This is a genomic window from Burkholderia sp. S-53, from assembly GCF_025560745.1.
Classification (GTDB): Bacteria; Pseudomonadota; Gammaproteobacteria; order Burkholderiales; family Burkholderiaceae; genus Burkholderia; species Burkholderia pyrrocinia.
Map to the genome: position 1 here is coordinate 3,086,181 of NZ_CP090483.1, position 25,169 is coordinate 3,111,349.

At 67.2% G+C, this 25,169-nt stretch carries 24 protein-coding genes; 11 read left to right on the plus strand and 13 right to left on the minus strand.

What is annotated here, in order from left to right; all coding sequences use genetic code 11:
- Positions 1-112: 112 nt before the first annotated feature.
- Together LXM88_RS19355 and LXM88_RS19360 are read right to left on the minus strand one after the other, a co-directional pair.
- Positions 113-1,087 carry a LysR family transcriptional regulator gene (locus tag LXM88_RS19355; RefSeq protein ID WP_262536259.1) on the minus strand — a complete coding sequence of 325 codons (975 nt, stop codon included), beginning with the start codon at positions 1,085-1,087 and terminating at the stop codon, positions 113-115.
- Between the two features lie 175 nt (positions 1,088-1,262).
- A complete protein-coding gene (locus LXM88_RS19360) occupies positions 1,263-2,234 on the minus strand; it encodes a GlxA family transcriptional regulator (RefSeq protein WP_262536260.1) in 972 nt (323 codons plus the stop codon).
- 117 nt (positions 2,235-2,351) lie between these two features.
- On the opposite strand from LXM88_RS19360, the gene LXM88_RS19365 reads away from it, so the two are divergent.
- Positions 2,352-3,035, plus strand: a complete 684-nt coding sequence (locus tag LXM88_RS19365) for a DJ-1/PfpI family protein (RefSeq protein ID WP_105390020.1) — start codon at positions 2,352-2,354, stop codon at positions 3,033-3,035.
- A 71-nt stretch (positions 3,036-3,106) separates the two neighbouring features.
- A complete protein-coding gene (locus LXM88_RS19370) occupies positions 3,107-3,418 on the plus strand; it encodes a cupin (protein WP_262536263.1) in 312 nt (103 codons plus the stop codon).
- 58 nt (positions 3,419-3,476) lie between these two features.
- On the opposite strand, the gene LXM88_RS19375 is transcribed toward LXM88_RS19370, so the two are convergent.
- The 4 genes from LXM88_RS19375 to LXM88_RS19390 form a co-directional block, all read right to left on the minus strand.
- Complete coding sequence (locus LXM88_RS19375; RefSeq protein ID WP_262536264.1) at positions 3,477-3,761, minus strand: PAAR domain-containing protein; 285 nt, start codon at positions 3,759-3,761, stop codon at positions 3,477-3,479.
- 145 nt (positions 3,762-3,906) lie between these two features.
- Complete coding sequence (locus LXM88_RS19380; RefSeq protein WP_262536265.1) at positions 3,907-5,052, minus strand: porin; 1,146 nt, start codon at positions 5,050-5,052, stop codon at positions 3,907-3,909.
- Positions 5,053-5,210: 158 nt separating this feature from the next.
- On the minus strand, positions 5,211-5,990 hold the full coding sequence (locus tag LXM88_RS19385) for an ABC transporter substrate-binding protein (RefSeq protein WP_262536267.1): 780 nt from the start codon (positions 5,988-5,990) through the stop codon (positions 5,211-5,213).
- A gap of 122 nt (positions 5,991-6,112) precedes the next feature.
- Entirely contained in the window at positions 6,113-7,291 is a 1,179-nt protein-coding gene (locus LXM88_RS19390; RefSeq protein WP_262536269.1) for a M20 aminoacylase family protein, read from the minus strand.
- A gap of 129 nt (positions 7,292-7,420) precedes the next feature.
- Between LXM88_RS19390 and LXM88_RS19395 the strand changes: the two genes are divergently transcribed.
- Positions 7,421-8,374: a LysR family transcriptional regulator gene (locus tag LXM88_RS19395; RefSeq protein ID WP_262536271.1), complete on the plus strand. Its 954-nt coding sequence runs from the start codon at positions 7,421-7,423 to the stop codon at positions 8,372-8,374.
- 82 nt (positions 8,375-8,456) lie between these two features.
- Here the strand turns inward: LXM88_RS19395 and LXM88_RS19400 are convergent, their stop codons facing one another.
- The gene (locus tag LXM88_RS19400; RefSeq protein WP_262536272.1) at positions 8,457-8,849 is read right to left on the minus strand and encodes an MAPEG family protein; all 393 of its coding nucleotides are present in this window, start codon (positions 8,847-8,849) and stop codon (positions 8,457-8,459) included.
- Between the two features lie 421 nt (positions 8,850-9,270).
- Here LXM88_RS19400 and LXM88_RS19405 point away from each other — a divergent pair, with 421 nt between their 5' ends.
- Entirely contained in the window at positions 9,271-12,378 is a 3,108-nt protein-coding gene (locus LXM88_RS19405; protein WP_262536273.1) for a transglycosylase domain-containing protein, read from the plus strand.
- Positions 12,379-12,411: 33 nt separating this feature from the next.
- Here the strand turns inward: LXM88_RS19405 and LXM88_RS19410 are convergent, their stop codons facing one another.
- Positions 12,412-12,759: a GFA family protein gene (locus tag LXM88_RS19410; protein ID WP_262536275.1), complete on the minus strand. Its 348-nt coding sequence runs from the start codon at positions 12,757-12,759 to the stop codon at positions 12,412-12,414.
- A 153-nt stretch (positions 12,760-12,912) separates the two neighbouring features.
- Between LXM88_RS19410 and LXM88_RS19415 the strand changes: the two genes are divergently transcribed.
- Complete coding sequence (locus tag LXM88_RS19415; RefSeq protein WP_069248784.1) at positions 12,913-13,158, plus strand: DUF1272 domain-containing protein; 246 nt, start codon at positions 12,913-12,915, stop codon at positions 13,156-13,158.
- 27 nt (positions 13,159-13,185) lie between these two features.
- Here LXM88_RS19415 and LXM88_RS19420 read toward each other — a convergent pair whose 3' ends face one another.
- Positions 13,186-13,869 carry a FadR/GntR family transcriptional regulator gene (locus LXM88_RS19420; RefSeq protein ID WP_262542880.1) on the minus strand — a complete coding sequence of 228 codons (684 nt, stop codon included), beginning with the start codon at positions 13,867-13,869 and terminating at the stop codon, positions 13,186-13,188.
- Between the two features lie 155 nt (positions 13,870-14,024).
- Here LXM88_RS19420 and dgoD point away from each other — a divergent pair, with 155 nt between their 5' ends.
- Positions 14,025-15,173 carry a galactonate dehydratase gene (dgoD, locus tag LXM88_RS19425; protein WP_047901054.1) on the plus strand — a complete coding sequence of 383 codons (1,149 nt, stop codon included), beginning with the start codon at positions 14,025-14,027 and terminating at the stop codon, positions 15,171-15,173.
- A gap of 156 nt (positions 15,174-15,329) precedes the next feature.
- On the opposite strand, the gene LXM88_RS19430 is transcribed toward dgoD, so the two are convergent.
- Entirely contained in the window at positions 15,330-16,262 is a 933-nt protein-coding gene (locus LXM88_RS19430) for a CopD family protein (RefSeq protein WP_262536279.1), read from the minus strand.
- A 378-nt stretch (positions 16,263-16,640) separates the two neighbouring features.
- Here LXM88_RS19430 and LXM88_RS19435 point away from each other — a divergent pair, with 378 nt between their 5' ends.
- From LXM88_RS19435 to LXM88_RS19445, 3 genes are all read left to right on the plus strand, one after another.
- Complete coding sequence (locus LXM88_RS19435) at positions 16,641-17,405, plus strand: c-type cytochrome (RefSeq protein WP_262536281.1); 765 nt, start codon at positions 16,641-16,643, stop codon at positions 17,403-17,405.
- Between the two features lie 19 nt (positions 17,406-17,424).
- Positions 17,425-18,723, plus strand: a complete 1,299-nt coding sequence (locus LXM88_RS19440) for a c-type cytochrome (protein ID WP_047898952.1) — start codon at positions 17,425-17,427, stop codon at positions 18,721-18,723.
- Between the two features lie 127 nt (positions 18,724-18,850).
- On the plus strand, positions 18,851-20,299 hold the full coding sequence (locus LXM88_RS19445) for a DEAD/DEAH box helicase (protein WP_262536284.1): 1,449 nt from the start codon (positions 18,851-18,853) through the stop codon (positions 20,297-20,299).
- On the opposite strand, the gene LXM88_RS19450 is transcribed toward LXM88_RS19445, so the two are convergent.
- The 3 genes from LXM88_RS19450 to LXM88_RS19460 all read right to left on the minus strand — a co-directional run bounded on the left by LXM88_RS19450 (position 20,293) and on the right by LXM88_RS19460 (position 23,652).
- Complete coding sequence (locus tag LXM88_RS19450) at positions 20,293-20,799, minus strand: hypothetical protein (protein ID WP_262536285.1); 507 nt, start codon at positions 20,797-20,799, stop codon at positions 20,293-20,295. The two genes, LXM88_RS19445 and LXM88_RS19450, sit on opposite strands and share 7 nt — an antisense overlap.
- Positions 20,800-20,869: 70 nt before the next feature.
- The gene (locus LXM88_RS19455) at positions 20,870-21,697 is read right to left on the minus strand and encodes a ferritin-like domain-containing protein (RefSeq protein WP_262536286.1); all 828 of its coding nucleotides are present in this window, start codon (positions 21,695-21,697) and stop codon (positions 20,870-20,872) included.
- Positions 21,698-22,011: 314 nt separating this feature from the next.
- Positions 22,012-23,652 (minus strand): gamma-glutamyltransferase family protein, encoded by a 1,641-nt coding sequence (locus tag LXM88_RS19460; protein WP_262536288.1) that lies wholly within the window; start codon positions 23,650-23,652, stop codon positions 22,012-22,014.
- Between the two features lie 222 nt (positions 23,653-23,874).
- On the opposite strand from LXM88_RS19460, the gene LXM88_RS19465 reads away from it, so the two are divergent.
- Positions 23,875-24,654 carry a DeoR/GlpR family DNA-binding transcription regulator gene (locus tag LXM88_RS19465; protein ID WP_006493999.1) on the plus strand — a complete coding sequence of 260 codons (780 nt, stop codon included), beginning with the start codon at positions 23,875-23,877 and terminating at the stop codon, positions 24,652-24,654.
- A gap of 301 nt (positions 24,655-24,955) precedes the next feature.
- Complete coding sequence (locus LXM88_RS19470) at positions 24,956-25,153, plus strand: hypothetical protein (protein ID WP_006477892.1); 198 nt, start codon at positions 24,956-24,958, stop codon at positions 25,151-25,153.
- The last annotated feature ends 16 nt before the right edge of the window (positions 25,154-25,169 follow it).

Genomic DNA, 25,169 nt, shown 5'->3' on the forward strand with positions numbered 1-25,169 from the left:
GAAATGCCGGACACGGAACTCACAGCGCTTCTGCCGTAAGGCAAACCAATCGACAGCGTTTGATGATTCCAATGAAACCGGCGCAGCCGACAACCAGGCCTCGCCGCTCTCATCACGCCGCCACCGACCCCCTCTCCAGCTTCGCCGCACGCGCATGCACCCGCCCGCGCCAGTTCTCCCCGCCTTCCAGCGACGGCGTCGACTCGAACAGCTCCGCGATCCAGTCGGCGAACACGCGCACCTTCTGCGACAGATGCCGGTTGTGCGGGTAGACGATCGAGATCGGCTTCGGCTTCGGATTGCAGTCCGGCAGCACCTCGACCAGCGATCCGTCGAGCAGGTTCGGCAGCACCATGAACAGTGTCGGCTGGATCATCCCGAACCCTTCGAGCCCGCACGTCACGTAGGCATCCGAATCGTTGACCGTGACGTCACCGTTCATCCGTACCTCGACCGGCTTGCCGTCGATCATGAACACCCACGGAATCACACGCGCGCCGTGGCTCGCACGAAAATTCACCGCATGATGTTCGGCGAGATCGGCAATCTCGTGCGGCTCGCCGTGACGCGCGAGGTAGTCGGGCGACGCGCAGGTCACACGCTTGAGCATCCCGATCCGCCGCGCGACCATCGACGAATCCTCGAGCGGCCCGACCCGGATCATGCAGTCGATGCCCTCCTCGACCGGATCCACGTAGCGGTCGGAAAGCCCGAGTTCGAGCGTGATGTCCGGATAGCTCTGCCGGAAAATCGACAGCGACGGCAACACGACGCGCCGCCCGAGCGAACTCGGCATGTGGACGCGCAGCACGCCGCTCGGCTTGCGGTTGCCGACCTGGAAACTCGCGTCGGCTTCCGCGATCTCCGAGATGATCTTCGTGCAATGCTCGTAGTACGCGGCGCCTTCCGGCGTCAGCGACAGCCGGCGCGTCGTCCGGTGCATCAGGCGTACGCCGAGCAGCGCCTCGAGATTCTGGATGATGGTCGTCACCGACGCGCGCGGCATCGCGAGCGTGTCGGCCGCGCGCGTGAAGCTGTTCGCGTCGACCACGCGGGTAAAAACTTCCATTGCCTGGATTCGGTCCATGCTGCTCCCCTTCGAATCACCAACGGAACAGAATAGAGCGCGCAGCGGGCACGGCACAAGCCCCCACCTATTGTTCTATCGTCCTGAATAGTTTCGGCATTTCGCACTGGAAAGCGATCGATTTTCGTGCAGTACCGGACGATATCCGCTCCGGCCCCGAGCCGAACCCCGTGTATCACCGCACGAACCGCTCGCGATACCCCTGCGGCGACACGCCCAGCACCCGCACGAAGCTGCGCCGCAACGTCTCCTCCGAACCGAATCCGCATCGCGCGGCGATCCGCTTGACGGGCCAGGTCGTTTCGCCGAGCAGGCGCTGCGCGGCCTCGACGCGGATCTGCTCGACCGCGCGCGCGGGTGTGCGGCCGGTTCCCGCGCGATAGTGGCGCACGAAGCTGCGCTCGCTCATGCGCACGCGTTCGGCCAGCGCCGGCACCGACAGGTCTGCCGCCAGGTGCTCGGCCATCCACGCATGCAGTTCGCCGAAGCGGTCGTCGGTGCGCTGCATCGACAACATCGCGCTGAACTGCGCCTGTCCGCCCGGACGCTTCAGGAACACGACGAGTTCGCGCGCGGCGTCGAGCGCGGTCGCGCGGCCGAGATCCTCCTCGACCAGCGCGAGCGCGAGATCGATGCCGGCCGTCACGCCGGCCGACGTCCACAGCGCGCCTTCGCGGATGAAGATCGGATCGGCTTCGACGCGCACCTTCGGGTAGCGTGCCGCGAATTCGTCGCAGCGCGCCCAGTGCGTGACCGCGCGCCGCCCGTCGAGCAGGCCGGCCTCGGCGAGCATGAACGCGCCGGTGCAGACCGACGCAACGCGCCGCGCGCGCTCCGCCTGCTGCCGCACCCAGCGCACCAGTCGCGGATCCTGCGATGCCGCGTGTACGCCCTTGCCGCCAGCGACGATCACCGTATCGGGACGGCGCGCGGCCGAGCGCAGCGACTCGGCCATCACGACGAGGCCCGACGACGTCTCGATGGGCCCGGCATCGGCCGCGACGACTCGTGGCGCATACGGCGCCGGCTGCCCGCGCTCCAGCGCGAGTTCGTTGACGGACGCGAACACCTGCAGCGGCCCCGATACGTCGAGCAATTGCGCGCGGGGGAACGCGAGGATCAGGATCGAGCGCGGGGCGGCAGGCATGGCGATTGGCTGAAAACGTGGGCGATATGGCAATTTCGCCAAACACTACGCGCCTAGAATCGATCTGTCCATCGTGTGCCGGCAACGGCGCGCTCCTCTTCCACCCGGAGTCCTCGCATGACCCTGCATATCGGCCTTCTCGTGTTTCCCGGCGTCCAGCAACTCGATCTCACCGGCCCGCACGACGTGCTCGCGTCGCTGCCCGACGCAACCGTCCACCTGGTCTGGAAGTCGCGCGACGCCGTCGCGTCGAGCAGTGGCCTCGCGCTCGCGCCAACCTGCACGTTCGACGACTGCCCGCCGCTCGACGTGATCTGCGTTCCCGGCGGCATCGGGATCAACGACCTGCTGCTCGATGCCGAAACGATCGCGTTCGTGCAGCAGCGCGCGGCCACTGCCCGCTACGTGACGTCGGTCTGCACGGGCGCGCTGCTGCTCGGCGTGGCCGGCCTGCTGCGCGGGCGCCGCGCGACGACGCACTGGGCGTTCCACGCGCTGCTCGAACCGCTGGGTGCGGTGCCCGTGCGCGAGCGTGTCGTGCGCGACGGCAACCTGATCACGGGCGGCGGCGTGACGGCCGGCATCGACTTCGCGCTGACGATCGCCGCGGAACTGGCCGGCGATGAAGAAGCGCAGGCGATCCAGCTTCAGCTCGAATATGCGCCGGCGCCGCCGTTCGACGCCGGCTCGCCCGACACCGCGCCGGCATCGGTCGTTAAGCGTGTCACCGAACGTTCGGCGGCCGGCTTCGCGAAGCGCAAGCAGATAATCGAGCAGGCGTTGCGCGCGATGTCGCGCTGAATCCGCACTGAGGTGCGGGCGAGAAAAAATTGACCAGAAGACGACGCGCATTCGCGCCGGAGAACCTATCGATGAACATCATCCGCAGCGCCGCATTCACCGCGGAACGCCCGTGGGGCGCGCTCGACGTCGCGAACCTGAACGGCATCACGGTCCGGCTGCACTGGGCCGACCAGCCGTATCAATGGCATGTGAACGACGGCGAGGAAGTATTCGCGGTGCTCGACGGCCGCGTCGAGATGCGCTACCGCGTAGCAGGCGTCGAGCACGCAATCGTGCTCGAAACCGGTGATGTATTCCACGCGACAGTCGGCACCGAGCACGTCGCGCATCCGCTCGGCGAAGCGCGCATCCTCGTGATCGAGGCGGAAGGCAGCGTCTGACGACGGGCGGCCTTGCGCCAATGCCGTGCGGATGGAAACCGCATCCGCACGGCAGGTTTTACCCCGAGATCGTCCCCGTGCCCTGCGACGGGATCAGTTTCGGCTGCGGCGTGCACAGGCACTGGCACAGGTCGTGTTCGAGCGCGACGATCTTGCCCATCACGGTCATCGTCCGCTCGCCGCCGTCCGACACGATCACGCCCGTCGTCTTGCATGCCGCGCAGAACACGGGCGCGCCGAGATAAGCGAGTTCACGTCCGTCGAACGACGAATTGGCGATCCCTTCGAGCACCACGCCACCGTGGTCGGTCGTGTCGCCCTTCAGAATGAATTTGCGGCTCATGATGTCGGTTCTTCCCTCGGAAACGCCGCGCCACGCGGCAGCCTGGCCGCGCACGGGCAATCGGAATCCGCCCGTCGGTCGCGGGCGTCCCGCGAGCATATCACCGCTCGCGGCGGCCGCCTGCCGGTCGCCGCGACCGCACCCGTCAGAACTTGTGGCGAATTCCGATGCGCGCCATCAGTTGACGGTTGTTCGACGACGAATCGTCGGAGGCGGGATTGTAGGCATTGTCCAACGCCGTCCCCGTCGATCCGCTCACCTTCATGTAGCTGCCCTGGATATACACGTCGGTCCGCTTCGACAGGTTGTAGTCCGCCATCAGTCCGACCGTCTGCCAATGCGGCCGGGATTTTCCGCCGGACGCGTCGAGCGACCCTTGCGTGTAGTAATACATCGCGCCGAGCAGCAGCGCCGGCGTCACCTGGTACGTCGCGTCGACTTCATAGTTGTCGAACTTCAGGCGCGACACGGTCTGTCCCGCGGGCACGATTGAGCCGCTGATGTACTGGAACGACGTCGGCTTCTTCATGTCGCTGTGCGTGTAGACGAAGCCGAGCATCGCGTTGCCGAGCTGATAGTTGATGCCCGCACCGAACACGCGCTGGCGCTCCGCGAGGAAGCCCGCGTCGCCCGGGGTCACCGCGCCGGCCGCGTTGGCGCCGCCGCGGTTGACGTTCAGGTAACCGACGCCGACCGTCAACGGACCGTTCGAATAACCTGCGCCGACGCTCTGCGCATTGTTCAGCGAAAACTGGCCCGCGCTGTTCGAGAACGCGTAGGTCGCGCTCATCTGGAAGCCCGACAGATCGGCGCTGTAGAACTGCACCGCGTTGTCGAGCCGGAAGAAGTTGTCCGTGTTGTCGTTGCCGTACGGGTGATCGAAGATGAAGCCACCCCAACTGCCGTTCGCGGTCAACGGCCCGAGGAATTCGACCAGCGAGTCGTACTGGCGGCCGAACGTCAGCGCCCCCACCCCGTCCTTCGACACACCGACATAAGCCTGGCGGCCGAATTCGCGGCCCCCCTGGTTGAGCCGGCCGGTGTTGACGTCGAAACCGTTCTCGAGCTTGAACACGGCCTTGAACCCACCGCCGAGATCCTCGCCGCCCCTCATCCCCCAGCGGCTGCCCTGCAGGATGCCGCTCGACATTTGCCACGCCGAGTGGCCGTTCACGTTGCTCGTGTAGTTCACGCCTTCGTCGATCAATCCGTACAGCGTGACGCTGCTTTGTGCGTGTGCGGACGCTACCGCGCCGCCGGCCAGCAACAGGCCGATCATCTGCTTCTTCATGTTTCAGTCTCCTCCGATTTGCCGAACAGGCGGGACGCATGACCGCGAGCGCGCGCGACGCGCCCGTTGCAGGCGCGCGCCGTCCCCGGCATGCGTCGGTGGATGTCGCGAATCCGTCGATCCCGCCACGGACGCCCGGGGAACCCGGGCCGTCACGCTTACTCGCCGTAGATATCGAACGTGAAATACTTGCGCGCGAGCTTGTCGTACTCGCCGCTCTTGCGAAGGGATGCGATCGCCTGATTGATCTTCGCCGCGAGCTGCGTGTCATCCTTGCGGATCCCGATCGCGACACCTTCGCCCGCTGCGCGCTTGTCCTTGATCTCGGCGCCGGCAAACGCAAACGCCTTGCCCCGCGGCGTGCGCAGGAAGCCGACGTCGGCCTGGATCGCCGTCTGGAACGACGCGTCGAGGCGGCCGGTCGTGAGGTCCTGATAGATCTGGTCGGTGCCCGGATACGACACGACCTCCACGCCTTTCGATGCCCATTCGGCCCGCGCATAAGTCTCCTGCACCGACCCTTGCTGAACGCCGATCCGGCGCCCCTTCAACGATTCCGCGGTCGGCTGCAACGTGGAGCCCGCCCGGGCGATCAGGCGCGGCGCACCCGAATAGAGACGCTCGGTGAAATCGATCTGCTGCCGGCGCGCCGGCGTGGCCGTCATCGCGGACAGGATCGCGTCGAACTTGCGCGCCTTCAGCGCGGGAATGATCGCGTCGAAGCCCTGCTCCACCCATACGCAGCGCATACGCAGGTTCGCGCAGATCGCATTGCCGAGATCGACGTCGAAGCCGACGAACGAACCGTCGGGCAGCTTCGATTCGAACGGCGGATAGGTCGGATCGATGCCGAAGCGAAGGGTTTGCGGTTCACCCGCGAAGGCGAGCAGCGGAATCGCGCAGAGCGCGAACAGACTAGAGCGGACAACGCGTTTCATGGTGTCTCCAAGCCAGGATGAGAAAGCACGTTCGCAAGCGACGCGAACGCATTGCCGTCGATGTTTGTTCGAACGGCAGGCAGGCGACGGCTCCTGTCTGCTCCGGGTGAAGCGGAGCCGCGTTACGCAAGGAAGCGTTCGACCAGCCGGACCCAGTAACTCGCGCCGGTCAGCAAGACGTCGTCGTTGAAGTCGTAACCGGGGTTGTGGACCATGCATCCGCCCTTGCCCTCACCGTTGCCGATCAGCAGGTAACAGCCGGGGCAACGCTCGAGCACATACGCAAAATCCTCGCTGTTCGTGATCGGCTTCATGTCGCGGACGAGTCCGCCGTCGCCGAGCCAGTCGCGGGCGACGGATTCGGCAAGCCGGGTCTCGTCGGGATGATTGATCAGCACCGGATAACCACGCTCGTACTCGACCTCCGCGTGCGCGCCGAAGCCCTCCGCGTGAGCGTGCGCAAGCGCGGTGATCCGCGCTTGCAGCAGGTCGCGCACGCCGGGATCGAGCGCACGCACCGACAGGCCGATGACGGCGGCATCGGGAACGATGTTGGACGCACTGCCCGCGTGAATCGATCCGACCGTCACGATGGCCGTTTCGAGCGGATCGACGTTGCGTGCCACCACCGTTTGCAGCGCCATGACGAGCGACGCGCTCGCGACGACCGGGTCGACCGTCTTGTGCGGGATCGCGCCGTGCCCGCCGTAACCGACGATGCGAATCGTGACCGAGTCGGCGGATGCCATGAACGCACCGCTCCGGAATCCGAATTGACCGGCCGGCAAGCCCGGCATGTTGTGCATCGCGAATACGGCATCGCACGGGAATCGCTCGAGCAAGCCCTCTTCGAGCATCCGCAGCGCGCCGCCGCCGCTTTCTTCCGCAGGCTGGAAGATCACGCGCACGGTGCCCGAAAAGCACCGGTTCTCCGCCAGATACCGCGCGGCGGCGAGCAGCATCGCCGTATGTCCGTCGTGACCGCAGGCATGCATGACCCCAGGGTTCGTGCTCGCATACGGCAACCCGGTTGCCTCGACGATCGGCAACGCATCCATGTCCGCCCGGAGTCCGATCGTGCGTCCGGCGCCGTTGGCCAGCGTCCCGACGACACCGGTATCGCCGAGCCCGCAATGCACGTCGTAGCCCCACCGCGCAAGACGTTCCGCGACCAGCGCGCTCGTCGCGTATTCCTGGAAGCTCAGCTCCGGATCGGCATGAATCTGCCGACGCAGCGCGATCATCTCGCGTTCGATATCGCGCATGCCTTGCGGCACGAATTCGTTGGACGAGCTGGACATGTAGAGGCTTCCGTGTGGGTCTGACAACCGAGGCGGAGCCGATCATAAGCAGCGCAATTCGTCCCCGGAAGCCGCAATTTGGTTATATTGACAACCAACGGTTATCACGGTGCACGGCACGCCTATCGTATGAAAAACCATCAGATCCATGCATTGGTCGCGGTCGCCGACGCGGGCAGCATCCGGGCGGCGGCAAGGCTGCTCGGCGTATCGCAGGCCGCCGTGACGAAGGCGCTGCGCGAACTCGAGCAGGAGCAGAAACTGACGCTGCTCTCGCGCAGCTCGAGCGGCGTCAGCCTCACCGACGCCGGGCATACGCTACTGGGTCATGCGCGGCTGATCATCGGGCAGTTCGAACGCGCGAACGACGATCTCGCCCGGCTGCGCGGCGATCAGACCGGCAAGCTCACGATTGCAGTCACGCCGCTCGTGATGCTGACGTTCATGACGGAAGCGATCACGCTGTTCCGCAAGCAGATGCCGAAGGTGCAGTTGGAGATCTTCGAGGGCCTGACGGCCGTCGCGTTGCCGCGGCTTCGGGAGGGCACGCTGGACCTGTCGGTCGTGCCGCTGACGTCGGTCGTGTCGAGCCGGGAATTCGATCACGAGCCGCTGTTCTCCTATCAGTCGTGCGTGGTGGCACGGCGCGGGCACCCGCTCGCGAACCGGCATTCGATTCACGACCTGCTCGAGCAGGACTGGGCGGTCAACTACACGGCGACCAGCTACGACGCGACGATGCACAACATCTTCTGGCAGCACGGCGCCGCCATCGATCGCTCCCGCCTGCATTGCGCCCATTCCAGCGCGCTGATGCTGGAACTCGTCCGCCGCAACGACATGCTCAGCCATTGCCCCGAGCCGCTGCTTCTCACCGACGCGATGCGCGATTGGGCACAGCCGCTCAAGCTCGCCGAGCGCTTCGACGTCGGCCGCGTCGCCGTCATCGGCCTGCACAACGCGATGCGCAGCCAGGCGAGCCAGTGCTTCGTCGACAGCCTGTCGCAAACGATCCGCAGGCGCAGCCGCTCCGCCGCACCGGAAAACCGGCGGCTGTTCGATCATTTCGAACTGCTGCTTTGAGCGAACGCGTCGACCACGCGCATGGATTCGATCGCGCGGCAAGCCTGCGGCACGCCGAACCCGGCCTGCTATCGCACCTGCATCAGACGAACAGCGCGATGCACAGTGCGGCGCCGCACAGATACGTGCCGAGCGCGCCGATGAAACGCACGGGATTCGGCCTGGCCATCGTCGGCCACGCGAGCAATCCGATCACGAGCAGGCAGCGGCATGCGGTCGCCGCGACGATCAGCGACAGGATCACGCGCGACGGATCGTGCGCGCCGAAATAGAGAAACAGCACCGCGAGAAACGGCGCGTATTCGGCCGTGTTGCCGTGCGCGCGCACGATCTTGTGCAACCCGTCGGTCGGATCGGGCGCACACCCGGACCCGGTGGTGCACCGAAAGCGCGTGACGGACACGACGAGCCCGAGCCCGAACAGCAGCAGCCCGAGGATGGCCGTGCACACGAGTGCGACGGGATGGATCGGCATGGGACTCCCGGCGAAAGCGGAAATGCACCGCAGATTCGGCGATCGTACCCGCGGCCGGCGCGCGCGGCTAGCGCGGAAAACCGTAGCGTCGTCGCGCGCCGCCCGCGATTTCACGAACAGGATCCGGCCCGAATTGCCGCGATACCGCAGCGCACGAAACCGGTGCATCGACTGCCTGCCCGGCCGCCCGAGCCTGCGCGCCGACACCCTTGTCACGCGGACGCCTCGGCGCGGAACGCGCAAACGTTGGCCCGCGACGGTGCGCGCCGCCGCACCGCAACGCCGCTTGCCGCGCGTCACCGGCACGTGCGTTGCGTCGGCGCATCTCGGTAGTGAACCACCCTTGGCAGCCCGCGGTTGAGGACTACACTAATTCTTAATGGGGTGCGGCCGGAGCCCGCGCCTTCAGGGAGACGCCGCCATGAATCGGCCGCTGAATCGTATCCTGCCGCGTGTGACCGGTCTTGCATCGGTCTGGACGTGGATCAAGTGGTCCTTGCTGGCCGCGCTGGTGATCGCGGTGGCGATCGTTGCGCGACTCGTGCAGACCGAGATCGAAACGTCCCGGCTGCAGGCGCACTATTTGTCCGAGCTCACCCGCGATGTCGGCTACACGGTCGAAACGGGGCCGAGCGACCACATCCGCTTTCCCGCGAACGGCCCGTACGACCAGCGCTTCGGCTACGCGATGATTCCGTCGTTCCAGGAGCGGCTGCTCGCACGCGGCTTCGTCGTCGGCAAGCAGGCGCGCGATTCGCAGCGGATGCTGTCGCTCGGCGATCGCGGATTGTTCCTCCCTTACGAAGAAAAGGACCAGGCGGGCCTGACGCTGTTCGACTCGACCGGCGCGCCGCTGTTTTCGACGGCGTTCCCGCAGCGCGTCTACGCCGACTTCGACACGGTGCCGCGCGTGATCACCGATTCGCTGCTGTTCATCGAGGATCGCTACCTGCTCGACGCGAACGAACCGAACCGCAACCCGGCGATCGACTGGGGGCGCTTCGGCCGCGCGGTCGCCGACCAGGCGCTGCACGTCGTCAACCGTCACCAGGCGCGCCCGGGCGGCAGCACGCTCGCGACGCAGATCGAGAAGTTCCGCCATTCGCCGGAGGGCCGCACCGCGACGCCGCCCGAGAAGCTGCGGCAGATCGCATCGGCGTCGATCCGCGCATACCTGAACGGCCCGCAGACGATGCTCGCGCGCCGCACGATCGTCGTGCACTACCTGAACTCGGTGCCGCTCGCCGCGCGGCCGCATATCGGCGAGATCACCGGCATCGGCGACGGTCTCGCCGCCTGGTACGGCCGCGACTTCAACGACGTGAACCGGATCCTGTCCGCGCCGACGACCGGCGACAACGTCGACGAACAGGGCAGGACGTTCCGCGAGGTGCTGTCGCTGATGATCGCGCAGCGCGCGCCGTCGTACTTCCTGAACCACGGCTATCCGGCACTGCAGCGGCTGACCGACAGCTACCTGCGGCTGCTGTCGAACGGCGGCGTGATCTCGCCCGCGCTGCGCGACGCCGCGCTGTCCGCGCAGATCGAACGCAGCGCGCCGCCGGCCGCCGCGCAGGTGCAGTCGTTCGTGTCGCGCAAGGCCGTGACGTCCGCGCGCGCGTCGCTGCTGTCGGCCCTCGGCATCAGCGACGTGTACCAGCTCGACCAGTTCGACCTGGAGGCGACCAGCACGCTCGACAACGGCGTGCAGCGGGCCGTCGCCGAACGGCTCGCGAAGGCGTCGACGCGCGATGGCGCGCAGGCCGCCGGCCTGTACGGCTACGAGATGCTCGCACCGAAGGACGACCCGTCGCATCTCACGTACAGCTTCACGCTGTACGAACGCCGCAACGGCGCGAACCTGCTGCGCGTGCAGACCGACAGCGTGAACGAGCCGTTCGACGTGAATCGCGGCGGCCGCATCAACCTCGGCTCGACCGCGAAACTGCGCACGCTGATCACGTACCTGCAGATCGTTTCCGACCTGCATGCGCGCTATGCGAACCTGTCGAACGCGGAGCTTGCCCGCGTGAAGCCCGATCCAGTCGACGGGCTGTCGCACTGGGCGCTCGACTATCTGTCGCATACGCGCGACCGCTCGCTGCAGGCGATGCTCGACGCGGCCGTCGAACGCAAGTACTCGGCCAGCCCGGACGTGTTCTACACGGGCGGCGGCGCGCAGGTGTTCTCGAACTTCGAGAAGTCGGACAACGGCCGCATCCTGACGCTGCACGCGGCGTTCGAGCATTCGGTCAACCTCGTGTTCGTGCGGCTGATGCGCGACATCGTCCACTACGAGACGCTGCAGGTGGCCGGCCCGTCGTCGTCGTGGCTCGGCGATCCCGAGCAACGCCGGCATTACCTGCAGCAGTTCGTCGACGGCGAAAGCCAGGTCTACGTGAAGCGCTACTACACGCGCTATGCGGGCAAGGCGCCCGACGACGCGCTCGCGCTGATGCTGAAGGACGTGCGCAAGTCGCCGCCGAAGATCGCGACGGTGCTGCGCAGCGTCGCGCCGAACGAATCGCTCGCGTGGTTCGATGCGCACATGCGCGCGCAACTGAAGGGCACGCCGGCCGCGACGCTGTCCGACGACGATCTCGCCGCGCTCTACGCGAAGTACGCGATCGACCGCTTCAACCTCAACGATCGCGGCTATATCGCGAGCGTGCACCCGCTCGCGCTGTGGACGCTCAACTACCTGCGCGCGCATCCGACCGCGTCGCTCGGCGATGTCCAGCGCGACAGCCGCGATGCGCGTTTCTACACGTACTCGTGGCTGTACAAGACGCGCTACCACGGGACCCAGGACCGACGCATCCGCCGCATGGTCGAGCTGCGCGCGTACGCGGAGATCACGAAGTCGTGGCGCGCGCTCGGCTACCCGTTCGCGGAAGTCACGCCGTCCTATGCGGCGGCGATCGGCGCATCGGGCGACCAGCCCGACGCGCTCGCGAAACTGATCGGGCTGATCGCGAACGGCGGCCAGAAAGCGCCGACCGAGACGATCACGCGGCTCGACTTCGCGAAGGGCACGCCGTACGAGACGCGCTTCGTGCGCGCGGCCGCGCAGCCGCAGCCGATGCTGTCGCCGGAGATCGTCAACGTCGCGCGCACGCTGCTGCGCGACGTCGTGCTCAGCGGCACCGCGCGCCGCCTCGCAGGCGGCTTCACGCTGCCCGACGGCAAGACGCTCGACGTATACGGCAAGACGGGGACGGGCGACCAGCGCTTCAACGTCTACGCGCGCGGCGCGCGGCTGATCGAGTCGCGCAAGGTGAACCGCAGCGGCACGTTCGTGTTCGTGCTCGGCGATCGGTTCTTCGGGGTCCTGACGGCGACCGCGCACGAACCGTATGCGGCGCGCTACGACTTCACGAGCGCAATGGCCGTGCAGTTGCTGAAGTCGATGGCGCCGGCGCTCGCGCCGCTGATCGAACGCCCGGCCGGCACCGGCACGCGCACCGCGGGCCCCGCGCCGCAGGCAGAAGCACCCGCACCGGGCGCCGCCGCGGGACAACCGTCCTGAGCGCGGCGCGTATGTTCAATCGATGCACGCCGCTCAGTGCGAGCGGCCGTCGTAGTGCGTGACCGGCAGCGCGTCGAGGTCGACATCCTCGAGGCAGCGCACGTTGATCGCGGCCATCGCGGTGCCGTTCGGATGAACGCCCTCGGCGAACGGATGCATCCCGCAGCGCTTGCAGAAGCGATGCCTGATCAAGTGCTTGTTGAACAGGTAGGTCGCGAGGTTCTCGTCGGGCGTGAGGAGCGTCATGTGGTCGCGCGGCACGAACCACATCAGCGCGCCCTTGCGCTGGCAGATCGAGCAGTTGCACGCCATCACGCCCTGCAGGTCGCCTTCCGCCTCGAACTTCACGTCTCGGCAGTGACAGCTTCCGCGATAAAGCATGGTCGTCTCCCGGTGCGGCCCGCGCGCATCGGCGGCGCCCGGACGGGACACCGTTGGCCAGGCCGATTCAAGCGGGTACAGTAGCGCGCACATGCGCCGCACGCAATGTCCGGCGGCGCCCGTCCCGACCCTACGCAACCAAGGAAAACCGTCATGCTCGAACTGCGCCCCGGCTGCGAATGCTGCGACAAGGACCTGCCGCCCGATTCGGCGGATGCGCGCATCTGCACGTTCGAATGCACGTTTTGCGCGACCTGCGCCGACGACGTGCTGAAAGGCCGCTGCCCGAACTGCGGCGGCGACCTGGTCGTGCGCCCGCGGCGGCCGGCGAGCCTGCTCGCGAAGTACCCGGCGTCGACGGAACGCATCCACAAGCCGGGCGGCTGCGCGAACGCGTGACGACGCCGCACCGCCCGCCCCTTCCCGTCACGACATCTCGATCCGCGCGCGCGTCACCGCGAGCAACGCCGCCATTGCACGGCGCGCGCCGTCCTCGTCGCGCACGCGGATCGCATCGCTGACGGCCGTGTGCTCGGCAAGCGACGCGTTGTACACGTCCGCGCGGCGCGCATTCAGATGCAGTTGCGCCTCGAGCGTGCGATCGATCAGCGCGCCGAGCGGCACCAGCAGTTCGTTGCCGCCGGCCGCGAGCACGCTCAGGTGAAAGCGCAGGTCGGCGCGCACCCATTCGTCGACGTTGCGCGCGGCGGCCATCGCGCGCGCCGCGTCGTCGATCACGTCGAACGCTTCCGGCGTATGCGCGCGCGCGGCAAGCGCGGCCGCGTACGGCTCGATCATCTCGCGCATCTCCTGCAGCTTCAGCGCGAACGCGAGCGGCGGCGCGACGCGCGCGTACCAGTCGAGCAGGTCGGCGTCGAGCAGGTTCCACGCGTCGCGCGGCCGCACGCGCGTGCCGACCTTCGGCCGCGATTCGACCAGCCCCTTCGACGTCAGCGTGCGCAGCGCCTCGCGCATCACCGTGCGGCTCACGCCGTACATCTCCATCAGGTCGGGTTCCCTCGGCAGCAGCGATTCGGGCGGATAGTCGCCACGCAGGATCGCCGTCGCAAGCCGGAAGGCCGTCTGTCCATGCAGGTCGTGTTGAATGATCGTTCTCCGTTGGGCCGGCGTGCCGGCTGCCCACTATCTGCACAATAGTGCTATTAATACTATTTTTTATCGGGCTACGCTAGGATAACAGTGAAAGCACGCGACCGTGCGCCGCGCCCGAGTGAGCGCGCCGGTCAACCATGGAGACTCGCATCGTGAAAATCACCCGCCTCGAAACTTTCGTCGTCCCGCCGCGCTGGCTGTTCCTCAAGATCGAAACCGACGAGGGCATCGTCGGCTGGGGCGAGCCGATCGTCGAAGGCCGCGCGCACACGGTCGAGGCCGCGGTGCAGGAGCTGGCCGACTACCTCGTCGGCCGCGACCCGCTGCTGATCGAGGATCACTGGCAGGTGATGTACCGCGCGGGCTTCTACCGCGGCGGCCCGATCATGATGAGCGCGATCGCGGGCGTCGACCAGGCGCTGTGGGACATCAAGGGCAAGCATCACGGCGTGCCCGTGCACGCGCTGCTGGGCGGCCAGGTGCGCGATCGCATCAAGGTGTATTCGTGGATCGGCGGCGACCGGCCGAGCGACGTCGCGAACAATGCGCGCGCGGTCGTCGAGCGCGGCTTCAAGGCCGTGAAGATGAACGGCTCCGAGGAGCTGCAGATCGTCGACACCTACGACAAGGTCGAGCAGGTGATCGCGAACGTCGCGGCGGTGCGCGACGCGGTCGGCCCGCATGTCGGGATCGGCGTCGACTTCCACGGCCGCGTGCACAAGCCGATGGCGAAGGTGCTCGCGAAGGAGCTCGACCCGTACAAGCTGATGTTCATCGAGGAGCCCGTGCTGTCGGAGAACGCCGAGGCGCTGCGCGACATCGTCAACCAGACCAACACGCCGATCGCGCTCGGCGAACGGCTGTACTCGCGCTGGGACTTCAAGCACATCCTCGCGGGCGGTTACGTGGACATCATCCAGCCCGATGCATCGCACGCGGGCGGCATCACCGAGTGCCGCAAGATCGCGACGCTCGCGGAAAGCTACGACGTCGCGCTCGCGCTGCACTGCCCGCTCGGCCCGATCGCGCTCGCCGCGTGCCTGCAGCTCGATGCGGTCAGCTACAACGCGTTCATCCAGGAGCAGAGCCTCGGCATCCACTACAACCAGGGCAACGACCTGCTCGACTACCTGCACAACCCCGACGTGTTCCGCTACGAGGACGGCTTCGTCGCGATCCCGCAAGGCCCGGGGCTCGGCATCGACGTCAACGAGGAGAAGGTGCGCGAGATGGCGAAGACGGGCCATCGCTGGCGCAACCCGGTGTGGCGCCACGCGGACGGCAGCGTCGCCGAGTGGTGAGCGCGATGCGCATCGCGCGCGGCTGCGGCCCGCGCGGTACGCATCGACTTCAGCGCGGCCGCCCGACAGGCGGCCGTTTTTGCGTGAGCGGCGCGACGAGGGGCACGTGCCGGGCACGCGCCGGCGACCTTGCGTCGCGCCGCGCGAAACCCGCCGTCAGCCGAGCGCCGCGAATCCCGGCACGCTGGACGACAGCACGGCGGCCGCGACGAACACGCCGATCATCGTCATCGCCTCGAGATGCAGGATGTTGCGGAACGTGTGCGCATCCTCGGTCGACGCGGTGCGGCGCAGGCGCGGCAGCGCCGAGAAGCGGTTCAGGCCGCCGAGCACGAGCGCGAGCGCGACGAGCAGCAGCTTCAGCAGCAACACGCGCCCCCACGTGCTGCCGTCGAGCGGCGCGAGCGAACCGCCGAGCCCGCGCAGCGCATTGAGCACGCCCGCCCCGAGCACGAATACGACCGCGATGATCGACGTACGCGACAGTTGCTGGCCGATGCGGATCAGCGCGCCGCGCGCGACCGACGAACCGAGCACCGGCAGCACCGCGAGCCCGCCCGCGAGCACGAGGCCGCCCCACACGGCCGTCGCGAGCAGGTGCAGCGTCTGCACGCCGACCGCCGCGGACAGCGCGCCCGTATCGGCCGCATGGCCGAGCGATGCCTTGCCGGCCGCGACCACGATCACCGCAAGCCACAGCACTGCGTGCGCGACCGGGCCGTCCGGCTTGCCGAGCGCGACGATCGCGAGCACCAGCGCGCCGGCGAACGCGACGCTCCACGCGAAGCCCGCGTGCGTCTGCATCAGCACGACGGGAATCGCGGCGAACGCGCCGCCGAGCCCCGCGCCGGTCATCGTCGCGGCCTCGTAGACCAGCCAGCCGAGATCCGCGAGCACGAGCGCCAGCGCCGCCGCGACCAGCGAATGTTGCGCGCGCAGCCACGCGGGATGCGAAGGCGAGACGACCGGCCGCGCGCCGTCCTTGCCGAGCCACGCCTTGATCAGCGCCGAGCCGACCGCCATCGCGAACGCGGCGTCCATCAGCGCCGCGAGCGCGACCTGCCCGATCCACAAGCTGTCGAACTTCATTGCGCGCACCCTCCCGGAAACGGCCGGCCGGCAGCGCGGCGGCAACGGGACAGACAGCGGGAACGAGGCAACGGCACGGTAGAAAGCGTCATCGATGAATCCGGAAACGGGAGAAATGACTGGACCTGCGGCGGAGGCGGCGCCGCGCGACCCGCGAGTGTACGGTCTTCGATGGTGAAAGCGCACGCCGGTTCACTTCGCTGCTGTGCAATACGCGTCAAATTGTCGCAAGTCGCAAACAGACAGGAACCGATGTCCTTTTGCCAAATAGCCGTCATTACCCATCGATGATAGAATGCCGCGTCGCAGCAGCCCGGCTGTCCTGCCGTCCATGCGCCGAGCCGATCGTAGCCCGGACAAGGTCCCCGACGAATAATCATGGAGTCTCGTGTGTCTTCAAGACGCCTCTTCCGTCCGCTGCTCGCCGTTCTGTTGATCGGCGGAGCGGGCCTTATGAGCGCTGCCCAAGCGCAGACCAAGCCCACGGAGCAAGCGCACGCCCAGCAGGCGCCGCTCAAGGCACCCGATACGATGGCCGAGCGTGTGCGCGGCTGTACCGCATGCCATGGCGTCCACGGCCAGGGCACGGACAACGACTACTTCCCGCGTCTTGCCGGCAAGCCGGCCGAGTACCTGTACAACCAGCTCGTCAACTTCCGTGACGGTCGGCGCAAGTACCCGCCGATGAACTACCTGCTGACGTACCTGAACGACGACTACCTGCGCGAAATCGCCGAGCACTTCTCGGCCGAACGCCCGCCGTACCCGACGCCGGCGAAGCCGACGCTGCCGGCCGCGACGCTCGCGCGCGGCAAGCAGCTCGTCACGCAAGGCGACCCGTCGCACAAGCTGCCGGCCTGCGTGGCCTGCCACGGCGCGACGCTGACCGGCATGCAGCCGGCGATCCCGGGCCTCGTCGGCCTGCACGCCGATTACCTGAGCGCGCAGCTCGGCGCATGGCGCTCGGGCAACCGCCACGCGAAGGCACCGGATTGCATGCACGACATCGCAGCGAAGCTTTCCGACGAAGACGTGACGGCCGTGACCGCATGGCTGGCCGCGCAACCGGCGCCCGCCAACCCCGTGCCGGCCCCGGCGCGCTCGATGAAGACTCCGCTCGCCTGCGGCAGCGAACCGCAATAAGGCAAGGGAGACAGACACAATGAAACGCAAGTCCCTGTTTGCACTCTCGGCCGTCGCGATCGTCGCGGCCGCCGCCCTCGTGCCGGTCCTGTGGCCGGGCAACGACACGCTGCACGGCGCTGCCGCCGTCGCGGCCACGCCGGCCGACCAGGCCGCGCTGATCAAGAAGGGCGAATACCTCGCGCGCGTCGGCGACTGTATCGCGTGCCACACCGTGCGCGGCGGCAAGTCGTTCGCGGGCGGCCTGCCGATGGCGACGCCGTTCGGCACGATGTACACGCCGAACATCACGCCGGACGACAAGGATGGCATCGGCAAGTGGACGTCGGACGACTTCTACCGCGCGATGCACACGGGTCGCTCGAAGGACGGCAGCCTGCTCTACCCGGGCTTCCCGTTCGCGAGCTACACGAAGGTCACGCGCGCGGATTCGGACGCGATCTTCGCGTACCTGCGCTCGGTCGCGCCGGTGTCGGTGCCGAGCCGTCCGCACGAACTGAAGTTCCCGTTCAACAACCGCAACCTGCTGATCGGCTGGCGCACGCTGTTCTTCAAGGAAGGCGAGTACAAGCCGGATCCGACGAAGTCGGTCGAATGGAACCGCGGCGCCTACCTCGTCGAAGGCCTCGGCCACTGCTCGATGTGCCACACGTCGATCAACATGATGGGCGGCCCGGTGAGCTCGTCGGCGTTCGCAGGCGGCCTGATCCCGCTGCAGAACTGGTATGCGCCGTCGCTGACGAACGACAAGGAACTCGGCCTCGGCGACTGGCACGTGCAGGAGCTGTCCGACCTGCTGCAGGCCGGCGTGTCGCAGAAGGGCGCGGTGTTCGGCCCGATGGCGGACGTGGTCCACAACAGCCTGCAGTACATGACCGACGAAGATACGCGCGCGATGTCGACGTACCTGAAGTCGATCCCGCAGAAGGCTGAAGCGCCGAAGAACATGCAGTACGAGCCGTCGAAGCAGTTCGGCAATGCGCTGTTCGATCAGGGCAAGAAGATCTACGCCGACAACTGCGCGACCTGCCACGCCGAAACCGGCGCGGGCAAGCCGCCGGCATACCCGCCGCTCGCGGGCAACCACTCGATCATGATGGAATCGGCGGTCAACCCGATCCGCATGGTGCTGAATGGTGGCTATCCGCCGAGCACGTTCAAGAATCCGCGTCCGTACGGCATGCCGCCGTTCGCGCAGTCGCTGTCGAACCAGGAAGTCGCAGCCGTTGTAACGTATATCCGGATGTCGTGGGGCAACAACGGTACGCCGATCTCGCCGCAACAGGTGAGCGACCTGCGTTCCGCGCCGCTTGACTAAATAACGCGTGACGCAAACGGGGCGCGGCTGCGGGAAACCGCAGCCGCGCCCCTTTGCTTTTTGCGACGCCAGTCCCCGCGCGGGCCGCGCGAGGTGTCGCCGATCATAAAACTCAAGAGTGGTATCTATGTCTTTCGAATCTCTCGGCCTGGCCGAACCGCTTGTCAAGGCGGTCAACGAGCTCGGCTACACGTCGCCGACTCCGATCCAGCAGCAGGCGATCCCTGCCGTCCTCGGCGGCGGCGACCTGCTCGCCGGCGCACAAACGGGCACCGGCAAGACCGCCGGCTTCACGCTGCCAATCCTGCAGCGCCTGCACACGTACTACGCCGAGCATCGCGGCGCGAAGCGCGCGGTGCGCGCGCTGATCCTCACGCCGACGCGCGAACTCGCCGCACAGGTCGAGGAAAGCGTCCGTGCGTACAGCAAGTACCTGAAGCTGCGCTCGACCGTGATGTTCGGCGGCGTCAGCATCAATCCGCAGATCGATGCGCTCAAGCGCGGCGTCGACATCGTCGTCGCGACGCCGGGGCGCCTGCTCGATCACATGCAGCAGAAGACGATCGACCTGTCGGATCTCGACATCCTCGTGCTCGACGAAGCCGACCGGATGCTCGACATGGGCTTCATCCACGACATCAAGCGCGTGCTCGCGAAGCTGCCGCCGCAGCGCCAGAACCTGCTGTTCTCGGCGACCTTCTCCGACGAGATCAAGGCGCTCGCCGACAGCCTGCTCGACTCGCCCGCGCTGATCGAAGTCGCGCGCCGCAACACGACCGCCGAAAGCGTCGCGCAGAAGATCCACCCGGTCGACCGCGACCGCAAGCGCGAGCTGCTCACGCACCTGATCCGCGAACACAACTGGTTCCAGGTGCTCGTGTTCACGCGCACCAAGCACGGCGCGAACCGGCTCGCCGAACAGTTGACGAAGGACGGCATCAGCGCGATGGCGATCCATGGCAACAAGAGCCAGTCGGCACGAACGCGCGCGCTCGCGGAGTTCAAGAACAGCACGCTGCAGGTGCTCGTCGCGACCGATATCGCCGCGCGCGGGATCGACATCGACCAGTTGCCGCACGTCGTCAACTTCGACCTGCCGAACGTGCCCGAGGATTACGTGCACCGGATCGGCCGCACGGGCCGCGCGGGCGCGACCGGTGAAGCCGTGTCGCTCGTGTGCGTCGACGAGAAGCTGCTGCTGCGCGACATCGAGCGGCTGATCAAGCGCGAGATTCCGCAGGAAGTGATCGCGGGCTTCGAACCCGATCCGAATGCGAAGCCGGAGCCGATCCAGCAGCGCCGCGGGCAGCAACAGCCGCGCAGCGGTGGCGGTGGTGGTGGCGGCGGCAATCGCCAGCCGCGCGCAGGCGGCTCAGGCCAGCCGGCCGCGAAGCGCGACGGCAACGCACAACCGAAAGCGTCGCAGCAGAAGGCCGCGAAGCCGCGCACGCAAGGCGGCGCCGGCGGCACCGGCGGACGCCCGGCGGGCGGCGGCAACAGCGCCCGCCCCGCGAACGGCAACGCCGCGCACCCGAACCGCAACCGTTCGTCGCGCAGCGGCCAGCGCGGTCACTGAAGCCGCGCGGCCGCGCGCCGCAGGTGCTCGACCTGGCGTTGCCAGCGCGCGAGCACCGCGGCGCGCTCCCCTTCCAGCGTGAACGTGACGCCTGTCGCGAGACGCGCATAACCGACCCGCTGCGCATCGCCGTGCGCGATCGTCGCAGCGAATCCGGCCAGTCCGCCGAAGTCGCCTTCGAGCGGCTCGATCCTCAATTGCGCCTGAAAGAACGCGCCGTCCGCGACGAGCGTCAGCGCGGCCGCGCGCCGTTGCGCGAGCGCGCGCGCCGCACGCGATTGCGGCCATAACGCCAGCAGCAGCGTGCGCGCATCGTGCGCATAGATCTCGCCGACGCCGAGCAGTGTCGTGCGCAACTGGCCGTCGTCGGTCGCGACAATCAGCGATGCGGCGATGTCGGCATGACGCTCGAGCGCGGAGCCGTCGAACAGCGATACGACGGCCGGCGGCCACGCGTCGAACGTCCATTGTTCGAGCGCGTGGCGATGGGTATCGGTCATGGTGGCGTGGCCCTGCTGCAGATCGGAGACGATGCGGCAAGCATACGCTCGACCGGCCGGGCCGCGGCGATCAGCGCAAGAATACGTGCCGCGTGATCTTCGTGAGCGGATAGTGGACGCCCGGCTGGATCTTCGCGGGCAGGTCGAGCGGCTTGAGCAGCATCTTCACGCACATGTCGGCCGACAGGTTGCGCCGCACGAGCGTACTGATGCGCGCCGCGCGCTCGCGGTTGTACTGGCTGTCGCCGACGCGATCCGGATAGCGGACCGCGAACACGTGGCGCAGCGCAATCTCGGAATCCTCGTTCTTGATTTCCATCACGCGGCGCATCAGCGCGCCGAGCACCGCGAGCCGGCCATTGCCTTCGAGCTTGTTGTACTTCTTGAAGAACTTGAAGAAGTGCTTGTAGTGACGCACTTCGTCCGTGCGGATGTTGTCGGTGATTTCCTTCAGCACGGGCTCGTCGGAGCATTCGTTGATCGCGCGGTAGAGCGTGGCCGTGCCCGTCTCGACGACGCAGCGCGCGACCATCTCGAGCGCGCGGGTCTTCTCGAACGCCTCGACCTTGCAGGTCTTCGAATACTCGGCGAAGAAATTCGCGAACGCGGTATCCCAGTCGAACTCGGGCCACACGTGCGCGATGTACGCCTTCAGCGCGCGGCCGTGCTGCAATTCTTCGTGCTCCCACGCATTGTTGAGCCACGCGGATACTTCAGGATCGTCGTTGAAGAACTGGCTCAGATTGCTCGTGTAGAGATCCGAGCCGCTTTCGATGAACGACGACGCGCACAGCAGCAGCAGCAGATCCTCGTTCGCGGCGGCACGCTGACGATCGATCCGGTTCAGGTCGATGTCCTCGATTCGCCACGGCATCACATGCGTCGTTTTGGTGTCCATGGTGGTGCGCTCCCAGTCGTCGCACGGGGGCCGGCCCATGCCTTCGGCACAGGCGCCAGCCGTCCCGCAGGCGGCGTTTTACTTGCGTTTATAGTGAGTCGGTCCGGCCGAACCATCCTGGCATCTTAGCCGGACTTTGATGTTCGTGCTCCAGAGCACTGACCATGGCCGGCAAGCGCAGTTCCACGCGGTCTGTTGCCGTTCGTTAGACGAGTCCTTCGAACTGCTTGCAGCCGTTCGATGGTACGGGCCGCACCAAACGAAACGGGCGGCCGTTCGGCCGCCCGTCGAGCGCATGGAATGGCGGCGAACCGTCAAAAACCGGCCGCCAGACCATCGCGCCGGCTGTCGCTCGCCGCCACGTAGCCGCGCTCGCGATCGTCGCGATCGAGACGCCAGATGAACTGCCCCGAACCGAAATCCATGTAAGGATCGTCGATCGACTTGATCGTATGGCCGCGTGCGGCCAGCGCGTCGACGGTCGCGCGATTCATCGTCGCTTCGACATCGAGCGTGAAGTCGCGGTTGACCTTCCAGCGCGGCGCATCGCATGCGGCCTGCGGCTGCTGCCCGTAGCCGAGCATCCGCACGACGGTCTGCAGGTGGCCCTGCGGCTGCATGTCGCCGCCCATCACGCCGAAGCTCATCACGGCCTCGGTGCGGCCGTCGACCTCCTCGGTGACGAACGCCGGGATGATCGTGTGGAACGGCCGCTTGCCGCCCGCGACGACGTTCGGCGAAGCCGGATCCATCGAGAAGCCGTGCCCGCGGTTCTGCAGCGCAATGCCGGTGCCGGGCACCACGAGCCCCGAACCGAAGCCCATGTAGTTCGACTGGATGAAGCTCACCATCATCCCGCGCTCGTCGGCGGCCGACAGGTAGATCGTGCCGCCCGAATGCGGCCGGCCCGCACCGAAGTGCGTCGCGCGCGCGGGATCGATCTGCTTCGCGCGTTCGGCGAGATACGCATCGTCGAGCATCTGCTCGGGCGTGACTTCCATCGCGCGCGGATCGGCGACGTAGCGATAGACGTCCGCGAATGCGAGCTTCATCGCCTCGATCTGCAGATGCTGCGAGTCGACCGAATCGAGCGGCCACTCGGTCACGCCCGCATGCTCGGCGATCCCGAGCGCGATCAGCGCGGCGATGCCCTGCCCGTTCGGCGGAATCTCGTGAATCGTGTGACGGCCGAAGCGCTTGCCGATCGGCTCGACCCATTCCGGCCGGTATGCACGCAGGTCGGCTTCGGTCAGCGCGCCGCCGCCTTCGCGGGCGAACGCGGCGATGCGCTCGGCGAGCGCGCCTTCATAGAACGCACGGGCGCCCTCCTTCGCGAGCGTGCGCAGCGTCTGCGCATGGCCCGGCAGGCACATGCGTTCGCCGACGAGCGGCGCACGACCGCGCGGCATGAACGTCTCCGCGAAACCCGGCAGGCCCTGCAGCGCGGGTACCGCCGCCGCCCACTTGTGCGCGACGATCGGCGGCACCGCATAACCGCGCTCCGCGATCTCGATGGCCGGCTCGAGCAGGTCCGCGAACGGCAGCGAGCCGAACTTCGCGTGCAGCGCTTCCCAGCCCGCTATCACGCCGGGCACGGTGACGGTATCCCAGCCGCGCGTCGGCTTGTTCGCAATGCCGTGCGCATCCTCGCCGTGGCGCTTGCGGAAGTAGTCGACGTTCCACGCGGCCGGCGCGACGCCCGACGCGTTCAGCCCGGACAGCCGCTCGCCGTCCCACACGAGCGCGAACGCGTCGCCGCCGAGCCCGCACGACACGGGCTCGACGACGGTAATCGCAGCGGCGGCGGCCAGCGCCGCGTCGACCGCGTTGCCGCCTTTCCACAGCATCCGCAGCCCGGCCTGCGCGGCAAGCGGGTGCGACGTCGACACGACGTTGCGCGCGAATACCGGGATGCGGGTCGTCGGATACGGGTTGTGCCAGTTGAAGCCAGTCATCGGTGCCACCTCGTCGAAAGCTGAATGAACGCGCCGAACGCGCGCCCGCGTGCGCGGGCAGTCCGCCATTGCAGCGCGATCAGCGCAATCGCACAAATTCATTTGTCACATGAATCCATGCAATTTCCGCATGAATAACCGGCAACCGCGCCCGCCATGCCGGCCGAACGCCGTTGCCGCCCTTACAATACCCGCTCCGTCTCACGACACGACCATCGAGCCATGACCCGAGATCCCCGCCTCACCCTCAACGCGCGCCAGCAGGAACTGCTCGAATGGGTGCAGCGCGACGGCTTCGTGACCGTCGACGATCTCGCCGCGCACTTCGCGGTGACGCCGCAGACGATCCGCCGCGACGTGAACTGGCTCGCCGACCTGAACCTGCTGCGCCGCTACCACGGCGGCGCGAGCCTGCCGACCAGCTCGGAGAACGTGTCGTACACGGCGCGCCAGCGGATGTTCCACGACGAGAAGCGGCGCATCGCGGCGCTCGCGGCATCGCACATCCCCGACCAGGCGTCGCTGTTCATCAACCTCGGCACGACGACCGAGGAAGTGGCTCGCGCGCTGAACCGCCACCACGGGCTGCACGTGATCACGAACAACCTGAACGTCGCGTCGATGATGAGCGGCTACCCCGACTGCGAAGTGCTGATCACGGGCGGCATCGTGCGGCCGTGGGACAAGGGCATCGTCGGCGAGCTCGCGATCGACTTCATCCGACAGTTCAAGGTCGACTACGCGATCATCGGCACGTCGGCGATCGAGGCCGACGGCACGCTGCGCGACTTCGACACGCGCGAGGTGCGCGTCGCCGAGGCGATCATGCAGCACGCACGCACGGTTTACCTCGTGACCGACCATTCGAAAGTCGGCCGCCCCGCGCTGGTGCGCCAGGGCCACCTGAGCCAGGTGCATGCGCTCTTCACCGACAAGCCGCTGCCGCCGGAGATGGCCGACACGGTGGCGGCCGCCGGCACCCAGGTGTACGTCGCGGAATGACGCTCGCGATGCTGCACCGCACCCGAAACTTCAAGTGAAATCAAGAAGTTGGCGCCGCGAGCGGACCGCTTGCGGTGCATTCTTCTGTCAAACGGAAAATTAACGGGGCACGATTTGTCGTTGCCTGCGTGCTCGACTAGACTCCAGTTCCCCGGTCCGTTTGCCCGACCGCCTGTGCCAGGGCGTGAGCGAACTTCAGGGCCGGCGAATACAGCTTTCCCCCCAAGCCATACCCCCCGGGGTATCGTGCGTCGGCGTTTGCGCCGGCCGCGCGGGCAGACCGGATGCCATGGAGAGAACGATGCTGAGTCCGCATGAATTCGCCACGCTATTGCTTGTGAAGGACGCGCCTGATCAGCGCGACATGGATCGGGATGAACTGGACATCCTGCTCGAACAGCAGCTCGTCCGCCTGGAAGGGCTCGGCTCGGGGCGCAAATACTGCGTGACCGAGACCGGCGACGCCGCGCTTCGATCCATCAAGTACCGCTATTCCTGAAACCCCGCTGTTCCCT

What these genes read in the sequence shown, in the direction of transcription:
- LXM88_RS19400 (WP_262536272.1), bottom strand. Translation starts at nt 8,849, where the DNA reads ATGCCGATCCATCCCGTCGCACTCGTGTGCACGGCCATCCTCGGGCTG.
- LXM88_RS19405 (WP_262536273.1), top strand. Translation starts at nt 9,271, where the DNA reads ATGAATCGGCCGCTGAATCGTATCCTGCCGCGTGTGACCGGTCTTGCA.
- LXM88_RS19360 (WP_262536260.1), bottom strand. Translation starts at nt 2,234, where the DNA reads ATGCCTGCCGCCCCGCGCTCGATCCTGATCCTCGCGTTCCCCCGCGCG.
- LXM88_RS19450 (WP_262536285.1), bottom strand. Translation starts at nt 20,799, where the DNA reads ATGACCGATACCCATCGCCACGCGCTCGAACAATGGACGTTCGACGCG.
- LXM88_RS19460 (WP_262536288.1), bottom strand. Translation starts at nt 23,652, where the DNA reads ATGACTGGCTTCAACTGGCACAACCCGTATCCGACGACCCGCATCCCG.
- LXM88_RS19355 (WP_262536259.1), bottom strand. Translation starts at nt 1,087, where the DNA reads ATGGACCGAATCCAGGCAATGGAAGTTTTTACCCGCGTGGTCGACGCG.
- LXM88_RS19440 (WP_047898952.1), top strand. Translation starts at nt 17,425, where the DNA reads ATGAAACGCAAGTCCCTGTTTGCACTCTCGGCCGTCGCGATCGTCGCG.
- LXM88_RS19465 (WP_006493999.1), top strand. Translation starts at nt 23,875, where the DNA reads ATGACCCGAGATCCCCGCCTCACCCTCAACGCGCGCCAGCAGGAACTG.
- LXM88_RS19380 (WP_262536265.1), bottom strand. Translation starts at nt 5,052, where the DNA reads ATGAAGAAGCAGATGATCGGCCTGTTGCTGGCCGGCGGCGCGGTAGCG.
- LXM88_RS19365 (WP_105390020.1), top strand. Translation starts at nt 2,352, where the DNA reads ATGACCCTGCATATCGGCCTTCTCGTGTTTCCCGGCGTCCAGCAACTC.
- LXM88_RS19415 (WP_069248784.1), top strand. Translation starts at nt 12,913, where the DNA reads ATGCTCGAACTGCGCCCCGGCTGCGAATGCTGCGACAAGGACCTGCCG.
- LXM88_RS19390 (WP_262536269.1), bottom strand. Translation starts at nt 7,291, where the DNA reads ATGTCCAGCTCGTCCAACGAATTCGTGCCGCAAGGCATGCGCGATATC.
- LXM88_RS19445 (WP_262536284.1), top strand. Translation starts at nt 18,851, where the DNA reads ATGTCTTTCGAATCTCTCGGCCTGGCCGAACCGCTTGTCAAGGCGGTC.
- LXM88_RS19370 (WP_262536263.1), top strand. Translation starts at nt 3,107, where the DNA reads ATGAACATCATCCGCAGCGCCGCATTCACCGCGGAACGCCCGTGGGGC.
- LXM88_RS19430 (WP_262536279.1), bottom strand. Translation starts at nt 16,262, where the DNA reads ATGAAGTTCGACAGCTTGTGGATCGGGCAGGTCGCGCTCGCGGCGCTG.
- LXM88_RS19375 (WP_262536264.1), bottom strand. Translation starts at nt 3,761, where the DNA reads ATGAGCCGCAAATTCATTCTGAAGGGCGACACGACCGACCACGGTGGC.
- LXM88_RS19435 (WP_262536281.1), top strand. Translation starts at nt 16,641, where the DNA reads ATGGAGTCTCGTGTGTCTTCAAGACGCCTCTTCCGTCCGCTGCTCGCC.
- LXM88_RS19470 (WP_006477892.1), top strand. Translation starts at nt 24,956, where the DNA reads ATGCTGAGTCCGCATGAATTCGCCACGCTATTGCTTGTGAAGGACGCG.
- LXM88_RS19455 (WP_262536286.1), bottom strand. Translation starts at nt 21,697, where the DNA reads ATGGACACCAAAACGACGCATGTGATGCCGTGGCGAATCGAGGACATC.
- LXM88_RS19410 (WP_262536275.1), bottom strand. Translation starts at nt 12,759, where the DNA reads ATGCTTTATCGCGGAAGCTGTCACTGCCGAGACGTGAAGTTCGAGGCG.
- LXM88_RS19385 (WP_262536267.1), bottom strand. Translation starts at nt 5,990, where the DNA reads ATGAAACGCGTTGTCCGCTCTAGTCTGTTCGCGCTCTGCGCGATTCCG.
- LXM88_RS19395 (WP_262536271.1), top strand. Translation starts at nt 7,421, where the DNA reads ATGAAAAACCATCAGATCCATGCATTGGTCGCGGTCGCCGACGCGGGC.